Annotated in this window: 20 protein-coding genes; 9 read left to right on the top strand and 11 right to left on the bottom strand. The window is 73.7% G+C overall.

Translation table 11 applies throughout. The features are described 5' to 3' along the window. Window positions 1-142 precede the first annotated feature (142 nt). Complete coding sequence (locus tag IE290_RS03160; RefSeq protein WP_191242968.1) at window positions 143-1,084, bottom strand: acyl-ACP desaturase; 942 nt, start codon at window positions 1,082-1,084, stop codon at window positions 143-145. A gap of 101 nt (window positions 1,085-1,185) precedes the next feature. Beyond that, window positions 1,186-2,058 (bottom strand): helix-turn-helix transcriptional regulator, encoded by an 873-nt coding sequence (locus IE290_RS03155; RefSeq protein ID WP_191242967.1) that lies wholly within the window; start codon window positions 2,056-2,058, stop codon window positions 1,186-1,188. Between the two features lie 99 nt (window positions 2,059-2,157). Here IE290_RS03155 and IE290_RS03150 point away from each other — a divergent pair, with 99 nt between their 5' ends. The 9 genes from IE290_RS03150 (at window position 2,158) to IE290_RS03110 (ending at window position 12,430) form a co-directional block, all read left to right on the top strand. After that, window positions 2,158-3,006 (top strand): phytanoyl-CoA dioxygenase family protein, encoded by an 849-nt coding sequence (locus IE290_RS03150; RefSeq protein WP_191242966.1) that lies wholly within the window; start codon window positions 2,158-2,160, stop codon window positions 3,004-3,006. Between the two features lie 118 nt (window positions 3,007-3,124). Further along, complete coding sequence (locus IE290_RS03145) at window positions 3,125-4,162, top strand: LacI family DNA-binding transcriptional regulator (RefSeq protein WP_191242965.1); 1,038 nt, start codon at window positions 3,125-3,127, stop codon at window positions 4,160-4,162. Between the two features lie 39 nt (window positions 4,163-4,201). Continuing rightward, a complete protein-coding gene (locus IE290_RS03140) occupies window positions 4,202-5,698 on the top strand; it encodes an ABC transporter substrate-binding protein (protein ID WP_191242964.1) in 1,497 nt (498 codons plus the stop codon). Further along, entirely contained in the window at window positions 5,695-7,845 is a 2,151-nt protein-coding gene (locus IE290_RS03135) for an MGH1-like glycoside hydrolase domain-containing protein (protein ID WP_191242963.1), read from the top strand. The genes IE290_RS03140 and IE290_RS03135 overlap by 4 nt, the downstream gene beginning before the upstream one ends. Then, window positions 7,842-8,732 (top strand): ROK family protein, encoded by an 891-nt coding sequence (locus tag IE290_RS03130; RefSeq protein WP_191242962.1) that lies wholly within the window; start codon window positions 7,842-7,844, stop codon window positions 8,730-8,732. Before IE290_RS03135 ends, IE290_RS03130 begins: the two co-directional genes overlap by 4 nt. After that, window positions 8,729-9,496 carry a sugar isomerase domain-containing protein gene (locus tag IE290_RS03125; protein WP_191242961.1) on the top strand — a complete coding sequence of 256 codons (768 nt, stop codon included), beginning with the start codon at window positions 8,729-8,731 and terminating at the stop codon, window positions 9,494-9,496. Before IE290_RS03130 ends, IE290_RS03125 begins: the two co-directional genes overlap by 4 nt. After that, entirely contained in the window at window positions 9,493-10,188 is a 696-nt protein-coding gene (locus IE290_RS03120) for an SDR family oxidoreductase (RefSeq protein WP_191242960.1), read from the top strand. The genes IE290_RS03125 and IE290_RS03120 overlap by 4 nt, the downstream gene beginning before the upstream one ends. Then, on the top strand, window positions 10,185-11,474 hold the full coding sequence (locus tag IE290_RS03115; protein ID WP_191242959.1) for an FAD-dependent oxidoreductase: 1,290 nt from the start codon (window positions 10,185-10,187) through the stop codon (window positions 11,472-11,474). Before IE290_RS03120 ends, IE290_RS03115 begins: the two co-directional genes overlap by 4 nt. After that, complete coding sequence (locus IE290_RS03110) at window positions 11,471-12,430, top strand: phosphotriesterase family protein (RefSeq protein ID WP_191242958.1); 960 nt, start codon at window positions 11,471-11,473, stop codon at window positions 12,428-12,430. The genes IE290_RS03115 and IE290_RS03110 overlap by 4 nt, the downstream gene beginning before the upstream one ends. Before the next feature lie 171 nt (window positions 12,431-12,601). Here IE290_RS03110 and IE290_RS03105 read toward each other — a convergent pair whose 3' ends face one another. The 9 genes from IE290_RS03105 to IE290_RS03065 are packed head-to-tail and all read right to left on the bottom strand — an operon-like array spanning window position 12,602 to window position 24,292. Further along, on the bottom strand, window positions 12,602-14,635 hold the full coding sequence (locus IE290_RS03105) for a golvesin C-terminal-like domain-containing protein (protein ID WP_191242957.1): 2,034 nt from the start codon (window positions 14,633-14,635) through the stop codon (window positions 12,602-12,604). Between the two features lie 15 nt (window positions 14,636-14,650). Continuing rightward, window positions 14,651-15,544, bottom strand: a complete 894-nt coding sequence (locus IE290_RS03100) for a dihydrodipicolinate synthase family protein (RefSeq protein ID WP_191242956.1) — start codon at window positions 15,542-15,544, stop codon at window positions 14,651-14,653. Continuing rightward, window positions 15,544-17,151 (bottom strand): FAD-dependent oxidoreductase, encoded by a 1,608-nt coding sequence (locus IE290_RS03095; protein WP_191242955.1) that lies wholly within the window; start codon window positions 17,149-17,151, stop codon window positions 15,544-15,546. Before IE290_RS03095 ends, IE290_RS03100 begins: the two co-directional genes overlap by 1 nt. Continuing rightward, a complete protein-coding gene (locus IE290_RS03090) occupies window positions 17,144-19,162 on the bottom strand; it encodes an MGH1-like glycoside hydrolase domain-containing protein (protein ID WP_191242954.1) in 2,019 nt (672 codons plus the stop codon). Before IE290_RS03090 ends, IE290_RS03095 begins: the two co-directional genes overlap by 8 nt. Next, complete coding sequence (locus tag IE290_RS03085; RefSeq protein ID WP_191242953.1) at window positions 19,162-19,941, bottom strand: ABC transporter ATP-binding protein; 780 nt, start codon at window positions 19,939-19,941, stop codon at window positions 19,162-19,164. Before IE290_RS03085 ends, IE290_RS03090 begins: the two co-directional genes overlap by 1 nt. After that, entirely contained in the window at window positions 19,934-20,938 is a 1,005-nt protein-coding gene (locus tag IE290_RS03080) for an ABC transporter ATP-binding protein (protein WP_191242952.1), read from the bottom strand. The genes IE290_RS03085 and IE290_RS03080 overlap by 8 nt, the downstream gene beginning before the upstream one ends. After that, window positions 20,935-22,461, bottom strand: coding sequence for an ABC transporter substrate-binding protein (locus IE290_RS03075; RefSeq protein ID WP_191242951.1), 1,527 nt, complete (start codon window positions 22,459-22,461; stop codon window positions 20,935-20,937). The genes IE290_RS03080 and IE290_RS03075 overlap by 4 nt, the downstream gene beginning before the upstream one ends. 32 nt (window positions 22,462-22,493) lie before the next feature. Next, entirely contained in the window at window positions 22,494-23,366 is an 873-nt protein-coding gene (locus IE290_RS03070; protein ID WP_191242950.1) for an ABC transporter permease, read from the bottom strand. Then, a complete protein-coding gene (locus tag IE290_RS03065; protein WP_191242949.1) occupies window positions 23,363-24,292 on the bottom strand; it encodes an ABC transporter permease in 930 nt (309 codons plus the stop codon). The genes IE290_RS03070 and IE290_RS03065 overlap by 4 nt, the downstream gene beginning before the upstream one ends. Window positions 24,293-24,354: the final 62 nt, after the last annotated feature.

Below are 24,354 nucleotides of genomic sequence, written 5' to 3'. Positions count from 1 at the left end.
CGACGCCGGCGCGGGCGACCGACCTGTCCAGGCTGCCGCGCTCCTACAGCGATGTCGGCGACGCAGGCGGCCGTGGCCCGCGCCTCGTTCGAGACCCGTACCGCCTTCTTCCGCCGCGCCCTCGCCCACTGACTCGGCGGGGTCAGCTCAGCGAGCGCTCCCGCGCGGCGTCGCGGGCGAGGGCGGCTGCTCGACGGTCCTCGAAGCGTGCTGCCTGCGCGTCGAGCGTCTTGAGGAAGCCGGCGAGCTCCTCGCGGGCTGTCTCGCCGACCTGGCCCAGGCCTTCCAGCTCGAAGACCTTCCAGTACCGCAGCAACGGCATCACCACGTCGTCGTGGTGGATGCGCAGGTCGTAGATGCCCGCCTTGGCGATCAGGGCGGCCTTGCGCGTGAAGCTCGGGATCACCGCGCCCGGCATCGCGAAGTCGAGGACCTCGTCGGTGATCGCCCGCATCGTCGCGTCCGGCTCGATCTCCAGCGCCGCCTTCACCAGGTTGCGGTAGAAGACCATGTGCAGGTTCTCGTCCGTGGACACCCTGGCCAGCAGCTTTTCCGCCAGCGGGTCCTGGGTGTAGCGGCCGGTGTTGCGGTGCGACAACCGCGTGGCGAGCTCCTGGAACGACGCGTAGGCGCAGACCCGCAGCAACGGCTTGTCCCCGCTGTCGTAGCCGGCCTGCATGGTCTCCATGCGCATCCGCTCCAGCTCGACCGGGTCCACCGCCCGGGTCACCAGCAGGTAGTCGCGGATGCAGATGCCGTGGCGGCCCTCCTCGGCGGTCCACCGGTGCACCCACGTGCCCCACGCACCGTCCCGGCCGAACGCGCGCTCGATCTCCCGGTGGTAGCTGGGCAGGTTGTCCTCGGTCAGCAGATTGACCTCCAGCGCGGTGCGCGCCACCGGCGACACCCGCGACTGCTCCGGATCCCACGCCTGCCCCCCGAGGTCGGCGAAGTTGCGCCCCTCGCTCCACGGCACGAACTCGTGCGGCATCCACTCCTGGGCGGCCGCCAGGTGACGGTTGAGGTTGTCCTCCACCGTCCCCTCGAGCTCGTACATCAACCTGGTGCTGTCGGGAACCGTCATGCACACGTCCTTCCACGGTGTCCGGCGAAGCTACGGTCCCGTAAGCTACGGTCGCGTAGGTACTGGCAACGAACGACCGAGCCGATGCGTTCCCGGCAGACTCACCCGTCTTCGCCGAGGAGGGGCCGCGCCAGGTCGAGCAGGCCGGCGCGGCGGATCGGCGCGAGCGGCTCCACCGGGGGCGCGGCCCGGTACTCGCGCGGCGGCACCCCGTAGGTCGCCCGGAACCGCCGGGAGAAGTGGAACGGGTTGACGAACCCGCACGCCTCCGCGATGGCACTGACGGTGAGGTTGCTGCGCTGCAACAGGATCGCCGCGCGGGCGAGCCGGATCAGTTCCACGGCGCCGACCGGGCCCGCGCCGTACCGCCGCCGGAAGATCCGGGCCAGATGGCCGGGCGAAACACCGGCCGCGGCCGCCATTTCCGCGAGAGCCGGGGGCCGGGCCGGCCCGTCGCGCCAGCTCCGGCGGAGGTGGTCGGCCAGCGGCGCGAGGTGCCCGGGCAGCGGCGTGTCCTCCCCGGTCAGGGGGCCGTGGACGAACAGGTCGGTCAGCCACCCCAGGACGTCGGCGATGCGCGCGGGGGCGCGCTCGTCGTCCGTACCGGCGAGCCGGAGCAGGTAGCGGCACAGCGCGCCCACTGGATCCCCGGCGGTGAACCGGCGAATCGAAGGCCACTCCCGCGGCGGTGACCCCAGTGCGCCGGGCTCGTCGAGGTAGAAGGTGACGAAGCCGTGCGCGCACGGGCGGTCCGGATCCCAGGTGTAGGACTCCGGCACACCCGGCCGGGCCAGCAGCAACACGCCGGGCTCGAGGGCATGCGTGGCCGGACCACCGCTCCAGCCGGCCCGGCCGCGGAGCATCCAGACGAACTCGAAACAGGGCAGCACGCGCGGGCCGAGCGTCGCACCCGGCGGGTAGTGCGCGACCGCCGGCCCGTTGCGGACCCGGATCCCGGCCGGTGCGGATGTCATGAACAGACAGGCTAACGGTGGCGCACGGACATGGCCGGGCGAGCGCGCCCACCCGATACTGGTGGCGCACATTTCCTTTCACCGCAAGGAGAACAGCCGATGACCGTCCTCTCGCCCGAGTCGCCGGAGCAGGCCCTGATCCGGCAGGTCCACCAGGACGGGTACGGGATCCTGCACGACGCGCTCACCGCGGACGAGGTGGCGGGGATCAACGCCGAAGCGGTCCGGTTGTGCCGCGGGATCGCCGGCGCGGCCGACGGCGAGTCCGACGCCGAGGTGCTGCGCCGTCACCTGTGCCTGCACCATCCACACAAGACTTCCGCGCTCATCCGCCGATCACTGGCGCACCACCGGATCCTGGACGTGCTGACCCGGGTGATCGGTCCCAACGTCAAGGCCATGCAGTCGATGCTGTTCGTCAAGGCCGAAGGAAAACCCGGCCAGCCCTGGCACCAGGACGAATTCTTCATCCCCACCCGCGACCGCTCGCTCACCGCGGTGTGGATCGCCCTCGACGACGCGACCGTGGAGAACGGGTGCCTGTGGGTGCTGCCCGGTTCGCACCGGCGCGGCGTGCTCTACCCCGACCGCGAGCAGGACGACCCGCGCTTCGACTGTTCGATCGAGGCCTACGGCTTCCCCCACCGCGACGAGGACGCCGTCCCGGTCGAGGTCCCGGCCGGCTCGGCGGTGATCTTCAACGGCTACCTGCTGCACCGGTCGCTGCCCAACTCCGGCCGGCACGGCTTCCGCCGGGCGCTGGTCCACCACTACATGAGCGCCGAGTCCCCGCTGTGCTGGAAGGTGCCGCCCGGCACGGCGGCGGCGAACTGGGACTACCGCGACATCGTGTTGGTGGCGGGCGAAGATCCCTACGCCTACAAGGGCATCACCGACACCACGCACACCTACCTCCGCCCGGACAAGGACGGCGGCTGCGACCGCTGAGGCGAAAAAGATCTTCGCGACCTAATTTGCATTAGCAGTCCGGCGTTGGTCATAGTGACCGCACGCAACCCGCCGGCGGGAGATCCGCCAGGTGGGCCGCATTAGCTGGAGGGTGCGGATGAGTCGCCCGACCGTGAAGCGTCCCACCCAGGCCGACATCGCGCGCCTGGCCGGAGTCAGCCAGGCGACGGTGTCCCTGGTGCTCAACGACCGCGACGCCGCCCTGCGGATCAGCCCGCGCACGCGGGCACGGGTCCTGGCCGCCATGCGCGAGCGGGGCTACGTCGCCAACGCCTCGGCGCAGGCGCTCGCCGGGGGGCGCAACCGGCTCATCGGCGTGCACACGTTCGAGCCGGTCTTCCCGACCACCGGCGTGGACTTCTACTTCCCGTTCCTGCTCGGCATCGAGCAGGAAGCCGCCGGGCTGGGGCACGACCTGCTGCTGTTCACCAGCGTCGGCGGGCGGCGCCAAGTCTTCCGGGACGGGGTCAACCGGCTGTCGCTGGCCGACGGTGCGCTGCTGCTGGGCCGCCACCCCGACCTGGCCGAGATCGAGCGGTTGCGCGACTCCGGCTACCCGTTCGTCTACGTCGGCCACCGCGAGGTGTCCGGCGCGCCGGTGTCCTACGTCGCCGCCGACTACGCCGGCGCGACCCGGCGCCTCACCGAACGGCTGCTGCGCCTCGGGCACGCCCGCCTCGCCTACGCCCGCCTCGGCGACGGCGACGCGCAACCGAGCCGGGACCGGGAAAAGGGTTTCCGGCAGGCGTTGCGGGCTGCCCACACCCGGCGGCTGACTGGTCCGGTGTGGACACTCGAGAGCGCAGGCGAGTTGGACGGGCTGCTCGACGAGCTGGTCGCGGGCGGTGTCACCGGCCTGCTGGCCGAGCAGCAGCTCCTGGCCGAGCGGCTGCGGTCGGCGGCGTTGCGGCGCGGGCTGTCCGTGCCCGGTGATCTCAGCATCGCCGTCCTCGGTGACTCCACCGGGGCGTCCGGCGAGGACGTCGACTGGACCGGTTTCGTGGTGCCCCGCGAGGCGATGGGCCGCACCGCCACCCGCCTGCTGGTGCGGTTGCTGGACGACCCGGACGCGCCCGCCCTGGTGGAGGGCGTGGCCTGCACCGTGGTGCCGGGCGCGACCGTCGGGCCGCGCTGATCTCCCCCCTTGTCAACGTGGACAGAGAGGACCCCACCCATGAAACCTCGTCCTGGGCGGCTGAGAATCGGCGCCCTCGCGGCGGCGGTGCTCCTCGCCGTCAGCGCGTGCAGCGGCGCCGCGTCCGGTGGCGGCACGCCCGGCCAGCTCACCGTCGCCGGTTTCTACCCCATCGTCACGCTCGATCCGCACGGGCCGCAGGCCGACGCGGGCACCGCGAGCGCGGGCACGCAGATCTACAGCCGGCTCGTCCGGCTCCAGGACGGCCAGTACGTGCCGGACCTCGCGACCGGGTGGACGGCCTCGCCGGACGCCAAGACCTGGACGTTCACCCTGCGCGACGGGCTGACGTTTTCCGACGGCTCGCCGCTGGGGCCCGGTGACGTCGTCGCCTCGGTCCAGCGCATCGCGAACCTCAAGGGACCGCAGGCCGCGAGCTGGAGCGGGATCACCGCGACCGCGGCCGGGACGAACCAGGTGGTGCTCACCGCCACGAAACCGGACGCCAGCGTGCTCGGCAAGCTCACGCTGCTGTGGATCACGCCGGCGGTCCGGTCCGAGGAGCCGGGTTTCTTCAACCGCCCGGTCGGTTCCGGCCCGTTCCGGGTCGACGGTTTCACACCCGGCCAGTCGCTGGTGCTCGTGCCCAACGAACACTTCTGGGGCGAGCGGCCCAAGCTGGACAAGGTCGTCATGCGCACCATCCCGGAGGTCTCGGCGCGCGTCGCCGCGTTGCGGACCGGTGAGATCCAGGCGACCTGGGGCATCCCCGACGATCAGATCGCGCAGGTCGAGGGTGAGCCGGGGATCACCGTCGAGTCGGTGCCGAGCCTGGCGGTCTACACGATGTGGATGAACTCCGGCCGCCCGGCGCTGGCCGACGAGCGGGTGCGGCGGGCGCTGTGGCAGGCGGTGGACTTCGGCTCGATCATCGCCTCGCTGTACCCGGAGACCGGCAGCCCGGCCGACTCCCCCGTCCCGCCCGGCGTGCCCGGGTACGCCAAACAGCCCCCGGTGGTCCACGATCCCGCCGCCGCGAAGGAGGCGCTGACCCAGGCCGGGTTCGACTTCGGCCGGACGCTGGAACTGCAGTTCTCCGGCGCGGAGTTCCGCCAGTTCACCCAGGCGGTCGCCTCCGACCTGGCGAAGATCGGCGTCAAGGTCGAGCCGAGGGAGAAGGAGAAGGCGGTCTTCCTGGAGGACCTGCTGGGCATGCGGTGGGACATCAACCTGCAGTCGCTCGCGATCGACACCGGTGACCTGGCCAGCAACCTCGGCCGCCTCTACCCCTGCGCGGCGGGCCGCACCGGCTACTGCGATCCCGAACTGGACCGGGTGCTGGCCGAGGCCGGCGCGATCAGCGACCCCGCCCGCCGGGCCGAGCTGTACGGGCAGGCGCAGCGGATCATCTGGCGCGCGGCGGTCGGCATGTACCCGATGTTCGTCAACATCCCCTACGCCTGGCGCGACACCGTGCACGGCTTCCGGACCAGCCCCGCCTACCAGCCCGACTTCACGAAAGTGACGGTGTCATGACCAGACCGGCTCCCGCGGGGTGGAACACCTGGGACACCCAGTACCACACCGCCGCCGCGCACCTGCCCTCCGGACTCCGGATCCGGCTCGCCGTCGGGACCCCGGACGGCGGGCTGGCCGACGACTTCACCTGGCGGCGCGGGCTGGACCGGCTCGGCCACCACACCGTCGACGGCGAATACGCCGAGGTGACCCTGCGCTGCGACGACGCCCGGGTGCGGCTGGTGTTCGCCAGCCCGGAGCCGGACGTGCTCGCGGCGCTGGCCGAGCCGCACGAGGCGGACGGGCACCGCGTGCACCTGCTCATCGACCGCCTGCCGGGGGCGGCCGGGCCGGTGACCGCGGATTCGACGGGATCGACCGACCGGCTGGACCTCACCGCCGGCGAGTCGCGGTGGCTCCTGGCCCTGTCCGCACCGGCCACCGTCCGCACCCACGGCGACGGGCTCCGGCTGGACTTCCGCCCCGGCGCAGCCGTCCGGTTCACCTGCTCCCCCGCCGCGGCACCGGAACCGGACCCGGCGCCCGACCTGGAGGCCCTGCGCGAGAAGGCGGAGTCGGCCGCGATCGGCAGCGGCGGCTGGCTCGGCCGCGCCGCCGAAGGCTACCAGCGCGCGCTGACGTGGAACACGGTCATCCGCACCGATCTGGGCCGGGTGATCACGCCGACCTCGCGGGACTTCGTCCACCAGGGACGGGACGGGTTCTACGGCACCTGGGCCCTGCACGGCTGGGACACGTTCTTCTGCGGCCTCACCGCGACCTGGATCGACCACGACTACGCCCGCGGCATCCACGGCCAGATCCTGGAGCAGGTCACGCCGGCCGGGTTCGTGCCCAACCGGGTGTCCGACGAGCGGGGCCGCACCGACGACCGGTCGCAGCCGCCGGTCGGGGCCTACACCGTGCTCAAGTCCTACCTGAGCACGGGCCTGTCCGACGAGACCCGGGACCGCGGGCTGCTGTCCGAGACCTACCCGGTGCTGCTGGGCTGGCACGACTGGTGGCCCAAGGCGCGCCGCGGCCCGCACGGCGTGCTCGCGTGGGGTTCGGACCCGACCGACGACCCGAAGTCGGCCACCGTGGACAGCACCCGGCGGGAGTCCGGATTGGACGATTCGCCGATGTACGACGAGATCCGTTACGACCCGGCCACCCACACGATGGACCTCGCCGATGTCGGCCTCAACGCGCTGCACGTGGTGGACGCCGAGGCGCTGGCGTCGATGGCCGACCGGCTCGGCGACACCGGCACCGCCCGACGGCTGCGCGCGGAACTGTCCGGGGCCCGGGAACGGACCGACAAGCTGTTCTGGGACGAGGAGAGCGGGCACTACCGCAACGTCCGCGCCGACGGCGCCTTCGACGTGCACCTGACCCCGACCATGGTCTACCCGCTGCTGGCCGGGATCCCCGACGCGGCGCGGGCCCGGCGGACGGTGGACACGCTGCTGGTGCCCGAGCTGCTCGGCGGGTCGCCGCCGCTGCCCAGCACGTCCCGCAGCGACCCCGGCTTCAACCGGTTCTACTGCCGGGGGCGGATCTGGGGCCCGGTCGCGTTCCTCGTCGTCGAGGGCCTGCGCCGCTACGGCCTCGACGACCACGTTTCCTCCATTGTGGACGATCTGCTGACACTGTTCCGCGACGAGTGGGAGCAGCACAGCCACGTGCACGAAAACTACTTCTCCGACCCGGCCGAGGACATCCACCCGTTCGAGGCGCGCTCGGACTTCCTGCTGAGCTGGGGCAACCTGCTGGCCTACCTGGCGATGCAGGAGCTGGCCGACCCCCGGCCCGGGGGCTGGCGGTTCGCCCACCCCGGCAAGCCCGCCACGCTGACCAACCTCGCCCTGACCGAGGGCAGGCTGAGCGTGGCCGCCGGGGACCGGCTGCGGGTCACCCTCGACGGCGTGGTCCTGGTGGACGCACCCGCCACCACGGTGATCGAGGACTACGCGCGCACGGCGGACTCGGTGCGCGCGGTGGCCCGCTCGGCCGGTCCCGGAGCGGTGACGCTCGGCGTGCCGGGTGCGGCCCGCACCGTCACCGTCGAGGTGGACGGGGCGATCAGCACCGTGGCCGTCGAGCCGGACCGCACGGTCACCGTCGCGGTGCCCGCCGGCCGGGTGCCGTTGGCCCTCCGGTGACGCTCCTGCTCGGCGTGGACGTCGGGGGCACGGCCATCAAGTGGGCAGTGGTCCGGGACGCGGCGCCCGTCGCCTCCGGCCACCTGCCCACGCCGCGGTCCGGTCCGCCCGCGGTCCGGTCGGTGATCGCGGCGCTGGCGGGCGAGCACCGGCCGGACGCGATCGGGGTGGCGGTGCCCGGCCACCTCGACCGGCGCACCGGGGTGGTCCGGTTCGTGCCCAACCTGCCCGGCGACTGGACGGATTTCCCGCTGGGCGCCGGGATTTCCGCGGAGACCGGCCGCCCGGTGCGGGTGCTGAACGACTCGCGCGCGTTCGCGCTGGCGGAGCTGCGCACCGGGGCGGCGCGCGGGATGTGCGACGTGCTGTTCCTGACGCTGGGCACCGGCGTCGGTGGCGCGTACGCCAGTGGCGGACGGGTGCTGTCCGGGCCCGGCGACCGGCTCGGCGAGATCGGGCACGTCATCCACGACGAAACCGGGCCGCGGTGCGGCTGCGGTGCGCGCGGATGCCTGGAGACGGTCGCGAGCGGCGTCGCGATCAGCCGGGCCTACCGGGCCCGGAGCGGGATCGCGGCCGAGGCCCGCGCGGTGGTCGCGGCCGCCGCGGCGGGCGACGCCGACGCGGCGCACGTGCTCGCCGCCGCGGGGGACGCGATCGGCGCGGTCCTGGCCAGCGTGCTCGGGCTGCTGCCCGCCCAGGCCGTCGTGGCCGGTGGCGGTGTGGCGGGCGCGCTGCCGTGGATGCGGGAGGCGATCACCGGACGGCTCGCGCAGCGGCGGTCGTTCGTCGGCGAGGTCGAGGTCGTCGCGGCGGCGCTGGGCACCGGCGCCGGCGCGATCGGCGCCGCGTTCTACGCGGCACAACAGGAAGGGGTCGGCACGTGACGTGGATCGAGGAGGCCAGGCGGTTGCTCGACCGGATCGAGGCGAGCCAGTCCGGCGCCATCGCCGAGGCGAGCCGGATCTGCGCGGACGCGATCGGGTCGGGCGGGGTGGTGCACACCTTCGGGTCCGGGCACTCGCGCATCCCGGTCGAGGAGATGTTCCCCCGCTACGGCTCGTTCCCGGGGTTCCACCCGATCGTCGAGCTGTCCACGACCTTCCACACCCAGGTTGTCGGCGCCAACGGCCAGCGGCAGGCGATGTTCCTCGAGCGGGTCGAGGGCCTGGCCCGGCAGATCTGGGACAACTTCACGCTGCGCCCTGCCGACGCGCTGATGGTGTTCAGCGCCAGCGGGAACAACGCCGTCACCCTGGAGATGGCGGCCATCGCGCGGGAGGCCGGGCTCAAGGTCGTCGCGGTCACCTCGGTGGCCCAGTCGATGGCGGGCGAGCCGCGGCACTCGTCGGGCACGCGGCTGCTCGACCACGCCGACGTGGTGCTGGACCTGTGCACCCCGCCCGGCGACGCGCTGTGCGAGGTGGACGGCGTGGACGTGCCGGTCGGGCCGGGCAGCACCCTGGCCGGGGTGGCGCTGGTCAACGAGGTGAAGGTGCGCACCGCGGAGCGGCTGGCGGCGATGGGCCGGATGCCGGCCGTGCTCACCGCCGCGACCGTGGTCGGCGCCGAGCGGAGCCGGAAGCTGTTCGACGAGGCGTACCTGGATCACGCCGGGCGGGCCGCGCGGGTGTTGCGGAGCGGCGTGTGAAGCGGGTTCTGGTGGCGGGCGCGTCCGGTGGGATCGGCGCCGCGTGCGTGCGGGCGTTGCGGACGGCCGGGTGTGTGGTGTCCGGAGTGGACCGTCCGGAGGCGGACCTCGGTGAGCCGGGTGTGGCCGAGCGGGTGGTCGCGGACGCGGTGTCGCGGCACGGCGGTCTGGACGGGGTGGTGCACGCGATCGGGATGTCCGGGCGCCGCCTGGGCGACGGCCCGCTGGAGCACTGCGCGGACGAGGCGTGGGAGACGCTGCTCCAGGTCAACCTGACCTCGGCGATGTGGCTGCTGCGGGCGGCGATCCCGGCGTTGCGTGAGTGCGGTGGCGGTTCGATCGCGATCGTCGGTTCGGCGCTGGCCCGGGCGCGCGTCGACGCGGACTTCCACACGGTGGCGTACGCGGTGAGCAAGTCCGCTCTGGAGGCGCTGGCGCGGGTGGCCGCGCAGGAGTGCGCGCCGTACGGCATCCGCGTCAACGTGGCCGCCGCCGGCCTGGTGGACACGCCGATGGCGCGCCGGGCCCTGACCGACGACCGGATCGGCGGGCGCCTCGGCGCGCTGATGCCGCTCACCGGCCGGGCGGCCCACCCCGGCGAGGTCGCGGACGTGGTCAGCTGGCTGCTCTCGGACTCCTCCCGCCTGGTGACCGGCGCCGTGATCCCGGCGGACGGCGGGTGGGCCCGGTGAACACCCGGTATACGCGCACGGAGGCCGCCGCGCTCCCGCTGCTGTGGCGCGGCGACGTGCTGATCGCCGGTGGCGGATCGGCGGGCTGCGCGGCGGCGGTCGCGGCGGCCCGGAGCGGCGCGGACGTGCTGCTGGTCGAGCCGGCCGGGTTCCTCGGCGGCACCGGCGCCGCGGTCCTGGACACGTTCTACGGCTTCTACGCGCCCGGCGGCGGGCGGGTCGTGGCGGGCGTCGGCTGGGAGTTGTGCGAGCGGTTGCTCGAGGACGGGCAGGCGTTCGAGCGTCCGAACACCTACGGCGCGGGCACCGGCGTCACGTACGAACCGGAGGCGCTCAAGCGGGCGTGGGACGAACTCGTGCTCGGCGCCGGCGCCCGGGTCCTGCACCACGCGCGGATCGTCGCCGTGGTCCTCGACGGCGAGCGGGTGCGGGGCGCGGTGGTGGACACGGCGGCGGGGCCCGGCGTCGTCCTGGCGCGCAACACGATCGACGCGACCGGGGACGCGGAGGTGGCGTGGCGGGCCGGTGCCGCCGTGGACCGCCCCGCGGAGCAGAACCGGGTGCAGCCGCTGACCGCCACGTTCCGGATGGGCGGGGTGGACCTCGGGGCGACGCCGGTCGCCGAACTGCACCGGCTGATGGCGGCCGCGTCCGGGGACTACCGGCTGCCGCGGCTGGACGGGTCGGTGCACCGCACCGTGCTGCCCGGCGTGGTGCACACGAACCTCACCCGGGTCAGCGGCGTGGACGCCACCGACCCGTGGCAGCTGTCCGCGGCCGAGCGGGAGGGCAGGCGGCAGGTCGCCGAGTACGTCCGCTTCCTGACCGAACGGGTGCCGGGCTACGAAAACGCCTACCTGCTGGGGGTTTCGGTGCGGATCGGGGTGCGGGAGACCCGGCGGCTGCGCGGCCGGTACGTGCTCACTCGCGAGGACGTCCTGGGGGCGCGGGAGTTCCCGGACGCGATCGCCCGGTGCGGGGCGCCGATCGAGGACCACGACGGCGGGAACGGCACGATCTGGGTGTACGTGGGCGGCGGGCCGTCCGGGCGCTCCTACGGGGTGCCGCTGCGCTGTCTGGTGCCGGAGCGGACCGGTCATCTGCTGGTGGCCGGCCGGTGCCTGTCGGCCACGCACGACGCGCACGCGTCGGTGCGGTCGATGGCGCAGTGCATGGCGGCGGGGCAGGCGGCCGGGACCGCCGCCGCGCTGGCGACCGGCGACGTCGCGGACACCGATCCGGCCGCGTTGCGCGCGGCCCTGGCCCTGCACGGAGCGCTGCTGTGATCCGGACCGTCCTCGGCGACGTGGACCCGGCCGATCTCGGGGTCACCTTCGCCCACGAGCACCTGCTGATGACCGGCGACTGGCCGGTGATGGACGAGCCGGACTTCCGGCTGGACAGCGTGGACAGCGCCGTCGAGGAAATCGCGCCGGCACGGGCCGCCGGGCTGTCGGCGGTGGTCGAGATGACTCCGCTGGGTTTCGGCCGCAGCCCGCGCGGGCTGGCCGAGATCAGCCGCCGCACCGGGGTGCACGTGGTGGCCGTGACCGGTTTCCACAAGGTGGGGTACTACAGCGACCGGCACTGGCTGCACCGGTACTCCGCCGAGCAGATCGCCGGCCTGCTGGCCGCGGAGATCGAGCAGGGCATGGACGAGCACGGCCTGGTGGGGCCGCTGCTCGACCGCACCGCGGCACGGGCGGGCGCGGTCAAGATCGGCACCGGCTACCACCGGTTCGGCCGGTCGGTGGGCAAGCTGATCGAGGCGGCCGGCATCGTCCACGCGCGCACCGGCGTGCCGGTGACCACGCACACCGACCAGGGCACCGGCGGGCACGAACTGCTCGACGCGCTGGCGCGGGCCGGGGTGCCGGGCGAGAAGGTGGTGCTCGGGCACATCGACCACAACCCGGACCCGGGGTATCTGGCGGAGCTGGCGGCACGGGGCGCGTGGCTGGCGTTCGACATGCCGGGCCGGGTGAAGTACGCGCCGGACAGCCAGTCGGTGACGCTCATCGCCGCCCTGCACGAGCGCGGCCACAGCGGACGGCTCCTGCTGGGCAGCGACCTCGCGCGGCGCAGCTACTGGCGCTCCCTGGGCGGCGGGCCCGGGCTGGACTACCTGCTGACGCGCTTCGTGCCACGCCTGACCGCGGCCGGCCTCGGCGAGGTGGTGAAGCGCGCGCTGGTGACCAACCCGGCGCGGGCCTTCAGCCTGGGGGCGGGCGAAGAGAGGTAGCCGCCGGGGACGGGCCTGCGGCGGATCCCGCGAGGCCCGGCCGCGGCCTGCGCCCCGCGCGGAAGCGCGGCGCTCACGGCCGCGGCGCTGGCTCGCGCGCAGTCCACCAACGTGGGACTCGCCCGCGCGAACGTGGGACTCGCGCCCCGAGCGCGAGCCCCACGCCCACCGTCAGCGGCGGAGCAGCCGCACCGCGTCGGCGATGACGACTCCGTTCGCATCGTTGCTGAGGCTGATCGTGGTCAGGCCTTCGGTCATCCGGTATGTGCCCAGCGACACCCAGGAGCCGCCGCGGGGTTCGGGGGTGCCCGCCACCCGCTGGTCGACCCGCACCACCGTGGTTCCGCCGGCGTGGGTCACCGTGAACGGGGCGTTGCTCGCGCGGTTCGGGTCGGCCGTGTGGGAGGCCTGCACCTCGTAGTCACCGTCGTGCGGGACCACCAGGCGCCAGCGCACCGACCGTTCCCCGGTGCCCGCCGGTGCGGAGCGGTAGTTGCTCCCCCGGTACCCGGCCACGCCGGTGCCCGCCGACCACGTGCCCGCGACCACCTGGTACCCCAGCTCGTCGTTGTCCACCAGCACTTCCTCGCGCACGTCGGCCGGGTACGGCGCGGTGATCAGGCTCAGCGCGTCCAGCGACACGAGCGTCCCGCCGCCCCGGCCGGTGCCCGACGCGGTGAACCGCACCGTGTGCGCGCCGGGCAGCAGGCGCACGGTGCCGAGCACCGCCACGTCGTAGCCGTCCGCCCGCTCGGCTGTGGTGTCCAGCACCGCCGTGCGGAGCCGCTCGCCGTCCACCGTCACGGTCACCAGGCCACCGGCCGCGGACCGAAAGTACCGCAACAGGAACTCGTAGTCCGCCGCCGCGGCGATGTCCACTGTGTACTCCACGTACGCGCCGACGGCATCGGGTGTGAACTCCACCCGGTTCCCCCGGCGCGCCACCGGATCCGCGATCGACGCCAGCGCTCCACCTGCGGCCCGGCCACCCACCCCGAGGTCCACGAGCCGCTCGTGCAGGAGCGGGCCCTGCGCACCGTCCCGGCCGCCGGTGAGCCACTCCAGCGAGAACCGGCAGATCGCCACCCGCCGCGGGAAGCTCGGGATGTCCCCGTCGCAGCCGTAGAGCAGCAGGATCGTGCCGTCGGACAGGTGACCGAGCTCCGAGTAGTACGACCGGCCCTCGTTGATCACCTTGTGGTACCGGAAGGAATGCGCGTCGTCGTAGCTCACCGACACCGTCATGTTCGTCCGCACCGGCGAATCGGGCCGGCTGAACAGCATCCGGTCACCGGGGTACCGCAGCAGGCTGGCGTCCACCGCGTTGAACGTGCCGGTCGCCCCGTCCTGACGCGGCGGCGACCAGGTGAGCCCGCCGTCCGTGCTCACCGCGACGATCCGCTGCCGGTTGCCGCCCGCCGCCGACCGGCCGTTCACCAGCACGGTGCCGTCCGCGCGCTGGACCAGGCGGGCCTCGTTGATCGGGTACGGCACCGACACCGGCACCTCGCCGCCGGCCTGCCAGGTCGCGCCGTGGTCGTCGCTGTAGAGGGTGGACACGCCGTAGAACCGCTGCTCGACGGTGTTGCCGACGATCACCCTGCGGTGCGCGCAGTTGAGCAGCAGCCTGCCGTCGTCGAGCTGGATGCCGTGCCCCGGCCCCGGTCCGTGCAGCGCCCAGTCGTAGGGGAAGTGGTCGAAGATCCCGGCCAGCGACCGCGGCTCACCCCAGGTCCGGCCGCCGTCCACACTGGACATCACGTACATCTCGCCGGAGTCGCCGGAGCACGTGGTGTTCTCCGGCAGCTGGACCGAGAGCATGTAGAACAGGAAGACCGCGCCGGTGGTCCGGTCGACGACGAACGCCGGGTTGCCCCAGGACTGGCCGTCCACCGAGGCGACGAGCGTCTGGGTCGGCGTCCAGCTGTCGCCGCGGTCGTGGCTGCGGCGCATCACGAGGTCGCGCGGGCCGGCGTCGCACACCTCGTGCCTGCCCTCGGTGGCCGCCAGGATCGTGTCGTCCGGCAGCACCGCCAGCCCGTGCACGTGGTAGTTCACCAGCGGGTCCACGTCGGCGTCCCACAACGTGGTCTCGTCGAAGGCTCGCCGGCGCGGCTTCGCGGCCGCCAGGCCGGGTGACGCGGCCAGCGACGCGGCCGCCACGCCCACGCCGAGGCCGAACGTGCGGCGGTTGAATGTGGTCACGCTTACCTCCGTTGGTCAGCGGGATAACAGATGTCCGGCGTCCTCGCCGACGAGGGCGAGCAGGTCACGCAGTTCGTCGTCCGAGCAGGGCGCGAGCGGGGGCGCCACGTGCGGCGCGCACAACCCGCGGTGGTGCAGGATCGCTTTCACCGACGGCACTCCCGGCCGCACGGTGTGCAGGGCGAAGAGCCGGTCGAGTGCGCGCTGCGCCGCCTCGGCGTCGTCGTCGCGCCCGGCCTCGTGCGCGGTGACCAGCTCGACGGCGAGCCGCGGGGCGAGGTTCGCCAGGCCCGGCACGACGCCGTCGGCGCCGAGCCGCAGCGCGGCCAGCAGCTTGGTCTCCGCGCCCTGGCTGACCTCGAAGCCCGGCCTGCCCTTCGCCACCCGGACGAACTCGCCCAGCAGGCCGAGATCACCGGAGCTGTCCTTGACGCCGGTCACGTGCGGCATCTCCGCCAGCGCCCGGACCAGGTCCGCGTCCAGGGGGTTGGCGTAGCGCGGCGCGTTGTAGGCCACCACGGGGACGTCCACATCGGACAGGGCGGCGTAGTGGGCGGCGATCTCGTCGGGGCGGTGCCGGAAGTAGATGGGCGGGCTGAGCACGAGCGCGTCCGGACCGGCCGGGGCGACCGCGGCGACCCGCTCCAGGACCTCCGCGGTTCCGGCCGCCGTCACCGTGCACAGCACCGGGCCGCCGGTCAGCTCGCGCCACCGGCGCACCGCCCACCGCGCGAAGTCCGTCAGCGCCGCGGCCGGCAGCAACGGCCCCTCGCCGTTGGTGCCGAACAACATCAGGCTCCGCACCCCGGACCCGGCCAGCGCCCGCAGCAGATCGTCCGCCTCGGCCGGGCGGCCGGGCGCGGACATCGGCGTCACGAGCGGCACCATCACCCCGCCGAGCAGCCCCATCAGTACCCCTCGATCTCGGGCCAGGCCAGCTCGACGCCGTCGGCCGCCAGCTCGTCCTGGAACGCCGTCAGCCGGGCGGGATCGGCGTGCACCTGCTCCGGTTCGAGCCGGTGGTCCAGGCAGTGCGCGGCGAGCGCCCCGGCGACCTCGCCGACGTTCCACTCCACCGGGTGCAGCCGGTAACAGCCGTTGGTGATGTGGGTGGTGCCGATGTTCTTGCCCGCGGGCAGCAGGTTGCGCACCCGGACCGGCACCAGCGCGCCGAGCGGGATCCGGAACGGGCAGCTGGCGACGTCGATGTAGGTGTCGCCGCCGGTCGAGGGGTGCAGGTCGATGCGGTACATGCCGATGCCGACCGTGTCCGGGTAGGCCACCGCGCCGCGCTCGCCGCGCACCGCCATCGACAGGTCCTGCTCGACGATCCGGTAGCGCGCGCGGATCCGCCTCGACTCCCGGATGTAGGGCGCCTTGGCCAGCCCGTCGGCGGTGCCCATCACGTCGCCGCGCAGCCGCAGACCCGGCCAGCCGGTGCCGCCGTCGGGGCGCGGCGCCTCCGTCTGCAGCCAGTACAGCATCGACAGGCTCAGCTCGCGCGCGCCGGCGAGGTGCTTGTCCCGTTCCTCGTCGCTCACCCCGATCAGCGGGCCGGGCAGGTAGTCGATCATCGGCCAGTTCACCACGGTCACGTCGCTGTGCGCGAAGCCCGGACGGAAGATGTTGCGGGACAGGGCACGCCGGAACGCCCACAGCTCCTTGTCGCCCGGATCGGCGCGCTGATCGGCCACGACCGGTCCGGAGTCGGCGTTCGGCACGAAGTCGCGGCGCACGGTCTCCAGCGTCCGGGGGTCCGGCGCGGACAGGCTCAGCAGCGGGTTCGGCCACTTCGGCGGCTGGTAGCGCACCCAGTCCGGGTATCCGGCCGGGCGGTCGATCGTGTGGTCCTCCCCGGCCCGGTGCTCGACGGCGAACACCCAGGAGAACGCCTGCATGTTCGCCGGCTGCGCCTCCTCCGGCGCGCTGGGCTCGCCGGTGTCGTGCCGGGATTCGAAGCCCGTCACGTGTTCGACGTCGGCGAGCGGGAGCAGGTCGCCCAGCTCGGTGGCGTCCAGGACGTAGGGCGCGGTCACCTCGATCCGGTCCCCGGCGGGGTTCTCCAGCGTCACCGCCCGCACCCGGTCGCCGTCCACCTCGGCGGCGACGGGCCGGTGCCGGTAGAGGATCCGCAGCCGCCCGGCCGACACGTAGGGCGCGACGGTGGCCTCCAGCACCGCGGCGGCGACCTTGGGCTCGTGGCACAACCGGCTGACCCGGCCCTCCCCCGGGTTGAGGTCGGGGCGCGCGCGGGCCTCGTCGGTCAGCGGGTACCAGGTCCGGTAGTGGTCGCGGATCGCGTTACGCAGCGCGCGGTAGGTGCGGGTGCAGCCGAACTGCTCGATCCAGGTGTGCTCGTCGGGCGGGACGCCCTGGCTGGTCAGCTGGCCGCCGATCCAGTCGGTTTCCTCGGTCAGCACCACGGACCGGCCCCGCCGCAGTGCGGCCAGCGCCGCGGCCACGCCGCCGAGCCCGCCGCCGACGACGAGGATGTCGGTCTCGGTTTCCTTACGCACTGGGCAGATCCCCCATCTGTTGTGGTGTGGCGAGCCGGAAGGGGCCGGGCGCGCAGACCCGGACCGGATCGCCGGGGCCCGGCGGGCTGACGAGGAGGTCGCCTTCACCGTGCGCGAACCCGGTGACCTCGGTGGCGGTGCGCCGGTAGCCGCTGACGACGACGCCCGGTGCCGCGTCGAGCAGCATCCGGCCCTCCAGCGACACGGTGAGCCGGTCGCCGGCGACCACCGCGAGCCTGCCCTCGCCGAGTGGCAGGTTCGCCAGTTCGGCGGGCTCGCCGGGGTGGGCGAAGCGCCAGCCGTCGGGACGCGCGTCGGCCAGTTCGGCGAACGCGAGGCGGGCCAGCAGCCCGCCCCACGCCATCAGCCCGTCGGACCGCGCTTCGAACGTGCGCACGTCTTCGCCGGTGGTCGCCGGGTAGTTCTCCCGGACGTGGCTGTGGGTGTCCCATTCAGTCTGGAACAGCCGAAGCAGCGCGCGGACGAGCGGCCGGACGTGGGCGGTCAGGTCGTAGCGGCGCAGGCCCTCGATCGCGAGGAAGGCCATCGGCCCCCAGATGCGCCCGCGCCAGTAGGTCGCGGCGTAGCCCGGGTCGTCGCGGGCAACGCTGGGCAGTGGCGGGTCGCCCCCGAGCGTCCCGGGACGCAGCAGCCGGTCGGCCAGTGCGGCCGCGCGCGCGGCGTCCGGTATGCCGGCGAGCAGCGGGTAGAGCAGGGTGGGTGAGACGTGCGGGTCGTACTTGCCGTCCGCCCGCAGGTTGCGGTAGCCGCCGGTCTCGGTGTCCCACAGCAGTTCGTCGGCGTGCGCGCGGGCCGCGGACGCTTCGGCCCGCAACCGCTGCGCCACCGCGGTTTCGCCGAGCACGGTCGCGATGTCGGCCAGCGCCTCGGCGTCGGCGATGTGCAGTGCGGCGAGCCCGGCGTCGGCGAGATCCATCGTGTGGGTGGCCGGGTCGTAGGTCACCTCGTCGTACATGGGCGAGTCGTCGAGCCCGGACTCCCGCTTCGCGCGGTCCAGCGTGCCCGACCCGGCATCGCCCTCGACGGGATCGGAACCCCAGGCGAGCAGGCCGTGCGGGCCCCGGCGGGCGCGCGGCCACCAGTCGTGCCAGGTCAGCAGGGCGGGAAACGTCCCGCTGAGCAACTCGCGATCGCGGGTCTGCGCCGACAGTCCGCTGGCCAGGTACGCCCGGTGCACGGTCAGGGCGCCGACCGGCGGCTGAGAGCGGTCCAGGGTCGCGCCCCGGTCGTCGGACACCCGGTTGGGCACCATCCCGGACGGGTCCGCGAACGGCAGGATCTGCCCGAAGATCTCCCGCGCGTATTCGCGATCCACTGTGGACGCGACGAGCCCGGTGAAGAACGTGTCCCACGCGTGCAGCGCCCAGGAGCCGTAGAACCCCTTGCGCCGCGCGGAGACGAAGTCGCGGGAGGTCGGCGTGAGCACCCGGCCCAGGTCCGGCGCGTAGATCGTGTTCCAGGTGACGGCGCGGGTGGCCGCCGCGGCGGCGTCGCCGAGCCAGCCGGACGAGCGCGGGAGCGTGCACTCCGCCGCGGCCCGGCGCTCGGCGAGCACCCGCCCGGCATCCCCCGCTCCACCGGGGGCTCCGGCCGGGGCGAGGAACACATCCACTTCCCCGTCGAACTCCAGCCGGTCCGGTACCCGTGACGGCACCGAGGTGTCCAGCCGCCAGCCCGTGGTGTCCCTATCGGACTGCCACCCGTCGATCTCGGCGACCACCCCGGCGGTGCCCTCCGCCCGCACGTACAGCACGTCGCCCGGTCCCCCGGCCATCTCCAGCCTCAGCCGGCCGCCGCCCGCCTCGACGGTGACCTCGGCGTAGGAGCCGTCGACGGTGTGGTGGCCGAGCCGGACCAGGCCGTCGCGCCAGGTGAACCCGTCGAGCGGGAAACCGGGGACGCCGAAGCGGATCCGGATCCCGGAGGGCAGGTGCGCCATGCCGGTGTGCGTGTCGACGTCCCAGGTGTTCCACCCGGCGGGGACGGGCATCAGGCCTCCACTGTCAGGTCGAGCGCCGCGTCCAGCAGCGCCTGCGTGTACTCGTGCCGCGGCGCGCCGAGCACCTCGCCCGCGGGCCCCTCCTCGACGACCACGCCGCGGCGCATCACCGCCACCCGGTCCGCGATCTGGTGCACGACACCGAGGTCGTGCGTGATGAACAGCAGCGCGAGCCGGTGGCTGGTGCGCAGGTCGGCCAGCAGCCGCAGGATCTGCGCCTGCACCGACACGTCGAGCGCGGAAACCGCCTCGTCGCACACCAGCAGCCGCGGCCCGACGGCGAGCGCGCGGGCGATGCTCACCCGCTGGCACTGCCCGCCGGACAGGTCCCCGGCCCGCCGGCCGGCGACGTCACCGTCCAGCCCGACGTCGGCGAGGACGCGGCGCAGCGCCTCGGTGCGGTCACCGGAGGGCGCCGCCGCGGGGTGCGTCCGCCACGCCTCGCCGATCAGCGCGGCCACGGTCATCCGGGGGTTGAGCGACGACCGCGGGTCCTGGAACACCATCTGGATGGCGCGTTGCAGCGCGGGCGGCCGCCGCCCGGCGGGCCCGAGCACCTGCCCGTCGAAGCGGACGCTGCCGGAGTCCGGGCGCTGCAGCCCGACCACGCACCGGGCCACCGTCGTCTTCCCGGATCCGGATTCGCCCACCACCGCCAGGGTTTCCTCGGGTTCGACGCGCAGGCTCACGCCGTCCACCGCGGCGAGGGCGCCGCGGCGACGGCGGCCCCGCCCGCCGAACGTCACGCGCAGGTCGTCGACCTCAAGCACCTCCGAGCACCTCCTCGGCGAAGTGGCACGCGCTCCACCGGCCCGCTTCGACCTCGCGGACCGCGGGCACCTCGCTCCGGCACCGGTCGCGGGCCAGCGGGCACCGCGGGTGGAACGCGCACCCGGAGGGGCGGTTCGCCGGGGTGGCCGGCGCCCCGGGCAGCGGGTGGGCCAGCGCGGTGCGGGTCCGCACCGCGGGCACGCTGGCGACGAGGGCCTTGGTGTACGGGTGCGCGGGACGGCGCAGCACCTGGGCGGCCGCGCCGCGCTCGGCGACCCGCCCGGCGTACATGACCACCACCTGGTCCGCGACGTGCGCCACCACCCGCAGGTCGTGGCTGACCAGCAGCATCGCCAGTCCGCGGTCCTCCTGGACCGACCGCAGCAGGCGCAGGATGCGCGCCTGCACGGTCACGTCCAGCGCGGTGGTCGGCTCGTCGGCGAGCAGCAGCGACGGGTTCCCGGCCAGGGCCAGCGCGATCATGGCCCGTTGCCGCAATCCGCCGGAGAACTGGTGCGGGTAGGCGTGCATGCGCGTCGCCGGGTCCGGCACGCCCACCCGGTCCAGCAGATCGATCACGATGCGCCGCACCTCCGCGCGGGACTTGCCGTCCCGGCGCGGGATCTCACCGACCTGCCGGCCGATGGTCTGGCCGGGGTTCAGCGCGGCGAGCGGGTCCTGGAAGATCATCGCGATCTCGTGGCCCCGCACGCTCCGCCGCCGCGCCGGGCTCGCGGTGAGCAGGTTCTCCTCGCGCCAGCGCAGGACGCCACCGGTTTCGGCGCCGGCGGGCAGCAGGCCGATCACCGCGAGCGCGGTCATCGTCTTGCCGCTGCCGGACTCCCCGATGAGCCCGACCGTCGTCCCGGGCGGCACGTCCAGCGACACCCCGTCCACCACCCGCACCGGACCGTGCGGACCGGGCAGGTCCACGGTCAGCCCGTCGATCTCCAGCAGCGCGAGGTCCACCTCGGGCTGCCGCACCTGGCTGGTCATGCGCCGGCAGCGGTGACGGTGGCGAAATCGGGCAGGCCACTGGGATCCGGGCGGAAACCGGCGAGACCGCGGTTCCACGCGTAGGCGATCCCGGCCGTCATCGGGTACATGCCGACCGCGTCCCGCCAGATGATCTCACTCGCCCGCCCGTACGCCGCGACCCGCTGCGCCTGGTCGGTGGCCGCGCCCGCGGCGGCCAGCAGGCTGTCCAGCTCCGGGTTGCAGTAGCCGGTGCGGCGGGCCGCGCACGGGTAGAGCCGGCCGAGGTTGCTGCCGGCGTCGAAGGTCGGCGTGGTCAGCTGCTGGAAGTTGATGTCCCAGTTCAGCGCGACCAGGTCCTGGGTGAACACCGCCTGTTCCTTCTCCAGCGGCTCGACCTGGACGCCGATCTCGGCGAGGTCGGACACCACGGCCTGGACGAACGGGCGGAACTCCGCGTTGGCGAACTGCAGCCGCAGTTTGCGGCCGAAGTCGAACCCGGCCGCCTGCAGCGCGGCTCTGGCCGCGGCCGGGTCGTAGGCGACCGGGGGCTGCGCGACGTGGCCGAGCACCGCGGGCGCGACCGGCGAGTCGGCGGGTTCACCGGTCTCCGGATAGAGCTGCTCGATGATCGTCCGGAAGTCGACCGCCTGCCAGATCGCCCGCCGCACCGCCGCGTCCGACAGCGCGGGCACCGAGGAGTTGAACCACATCGTGAACAACGCGGTGCTGGGCACCGTCTCGATCGTCAGCGAGGTGTCGCCCCGCAGCCCGGGCAGCTGGTCGTCGGGAATGCCCCACACCACGTCCGCCTCACCGGTGCGCAGCGCGGTCAGCCGGGCCGCCAGCTCCGGGATCGTGCGGATCACGACCTTGTCCATCGCGGCCGGTTTCCCGGAAAACTTCTCGTTGCGCGCCAGCTCGAGCACCTCGCCCGGGACGAATCGGGTGACGGTGAACGGGCCGGACCCGGCGGGCTTGTCGAAGAACGCCGTGTCGCCGGGAGCCACGCCGGACGGGATCACGTAGAAGAGCGTGAGCTTGCCCGGGATCGACGCGTCCGGTTTCGGCGCCTTGAGCACGACCTCGGTGTCGGAGGACGCGGTCATGGTGGCACCGGTGAAGTTCGCGGCGTTGGGGCCGTTGACCGTCATCATCCGCGTGAAGGAGTCCACGACGTCCTGCGCGGTCAACGGGGACCCGTCGGAGAACGTGACACCCGGACGCAGGGTGAAGCGCCACTCCGAGGCGTCCGCGCCGGGGCCCCAACCGGTCGCCAGGTCACCGACCACCTTGCCGTCGGGATCGGTGGCGAGCAGCCTGCTGAAGATCGCCTTGTCGGCCAGCTGGGTGCCGGTCGAGCCGCCGCTGAGCGCGTGCGGGTCGAGGCTCTCGATGGGGTAGGTGCCGGCGACGGTCAGTTCCCCGTCGCCCGCTCCGCCGGAACCGCTGCCGCCACCGGTCGTGGTGGAACACGCGGCCAGCGCGAACGCCGCCACCACCACCGCGAGCGCGCTCGCCCGCCTGCGCAATCTGGTCACCACACTGTGCTCCTGTCTTGTTCCGCGCGAGCCGTTCAGACCGAACGCCCGCGCCCGTGCCGGGCGGTGAGCTGGTCGCCGAGAATCCCGACGCTGATGATCAGCAGGGACAGCGCGATGCCGGGCAGCGCCGAGATCCACCACGCCGTCTCCAGGTACTGCTTGCCGTTGGCGATGGTCTGGCCCCAGGACACCGCGTCGGAGGGCAGCCCGATGCCGAGGAAGCTCAGCCCCGCCTCGGCCAGCACCACCAGGGCGAACTCCAGCGTGGCCATCGCCACCACCGGGCCCGCCGCGAACGGCAGGACGTGCCGCACGATGATCGACCGCCGCGGCACCCCCATCACCCGCGCCGCGTCCACCCAGGCCCGCTCGCGCAGCGACAGCGTGACTGCCCTGGTGACGCGGGCGAAGGAGATCCACCCGGTGACCGACAGCGCGGCCACCACAACCAGGACGCTGCGCTCGAACGCGCCCGCGATCACGATCACCAGCAGGATGCCCGGGAACGCCAGCAGCACGTCGATGCCCCGGGCCAGGATCGCGTCGGCCCAGCCGCGGGCGTAGCCGGCCACCACCCCGACGCAGACGCCGACGAGGCAGGACGTCAGCACGGTGGCCGCGCCGATGAGCATCGAGGTCCGGGCGCCGTGCACGATCTGGGCGAGCACGTCGCGGCCGAGGCCGTCGGTGCCCAGCCACGCGGTGCCGGTGCTGGTCGCCGAGCCGGGCGGGAGCAGCCGGTCGGCCAGCGGCGTGTGCACCGGGTCGTAGTGCACCAGCAGCGGGCCGACGACGGCGACCAGCACGAACAGGCCGAGGACGATCCGGGGCACGAGCCCGCCCCGGCGCCGCCGCCGGGCCGGTGAGCTCAGCGGAACCCGATCGGGCAGCACGGTGGTCGTCACGACACTCCCTCCAGCCGGATGCGCGGGTCGAGCCGCTGGTAAACCAGATCGGCGACCAGGTTCAGCACCATCACCACCGTGGCGATCAGCAGCGTCGCCGCCTGAACGACGGCGTAGTCCCGGTTGGCCACGGCGTCCACGATCAGCGACCCCAGGCCCGGCCAGGCGAACACGTTCTCCACGATCACCACGCCGCCCATCAGCTGGCCGACGTGCAGGCCCACGACCGTGACGACCGGGATCAGCGAGTTGCGCAGCACGTGCCCGAGCAGCACCTGGTTCTCGGTCAGCCCCTTGGACCGCGCGGTCTGCACGTACTGCTCGCCCATCGACTCGGCCAGGCTGCTGCGGGTGACCCGCGCGACGATCGCGATGAACGGCAGGGACAGCGTGACCGCGGGCAGCACCAGGTGCGCCGGCGTGCCGACGCCGGAGCTGGGCAGTATCCGCAGGCCGAGCGAGAACAGCAGGATCAGCATGATCCCCACCCAGAATGTGGGGAACGACTGCAGCGCGATCGTCGCCGAGGACACCACGCGGTCCAGCCGCCCGCCGGGACGTCCGCCGGCGAGCACGCCGAGCACCAGTCCGAGCACCACGGCCAGCGCGGTGGCGGCCAGCGTCAGGTCGATCGTCGCGGGCAACCGCTCCAGCACCGCGTCCATCGCGGGCCGGGCGAGCCGGTGCGATTCGCCGAAGTCGAACCGCGCGACGTCGCCGAGGTATCCGAGGTACTGCTCGTACAGCGGGCGGTCGAGCCCGAGGTTCGCGGTGACCTCGGCGATCTGCTGCCGGCTCGCGTCGGGTCCGAGCAGCACCTGCGCCGGATCACCCGGGGCGGCCCGGACGATGAGGAAGATCAGCGTCGCCGCACCCCACAGCACGAACAGGCCGATCAGCAGCCTGCGGACGACCATCCGGGTCATGACGGGATCCGGACCCGGGAGCGGGCGGTGGTTCTTCGCGTGTCGGGGGGACCGGGCATGGG

The sequence above is a fragment of the Amycolatopsis deserti genome (assembly GCF_014653945.1).
GTDB classification, from domain to species: domain Bacteria; phylum Actinomycetota; class Actinomycetes; order Mycobacteriales; family Pseudonocardiaceae; genus Amycolatopsis_E; species Amycolatopsis_E deserti.
The sequence above is the reverse complement of the archived record's forward strand: the minus strand, read 5'-3'. Positions and strand labels throughout refer to the sequence as shown.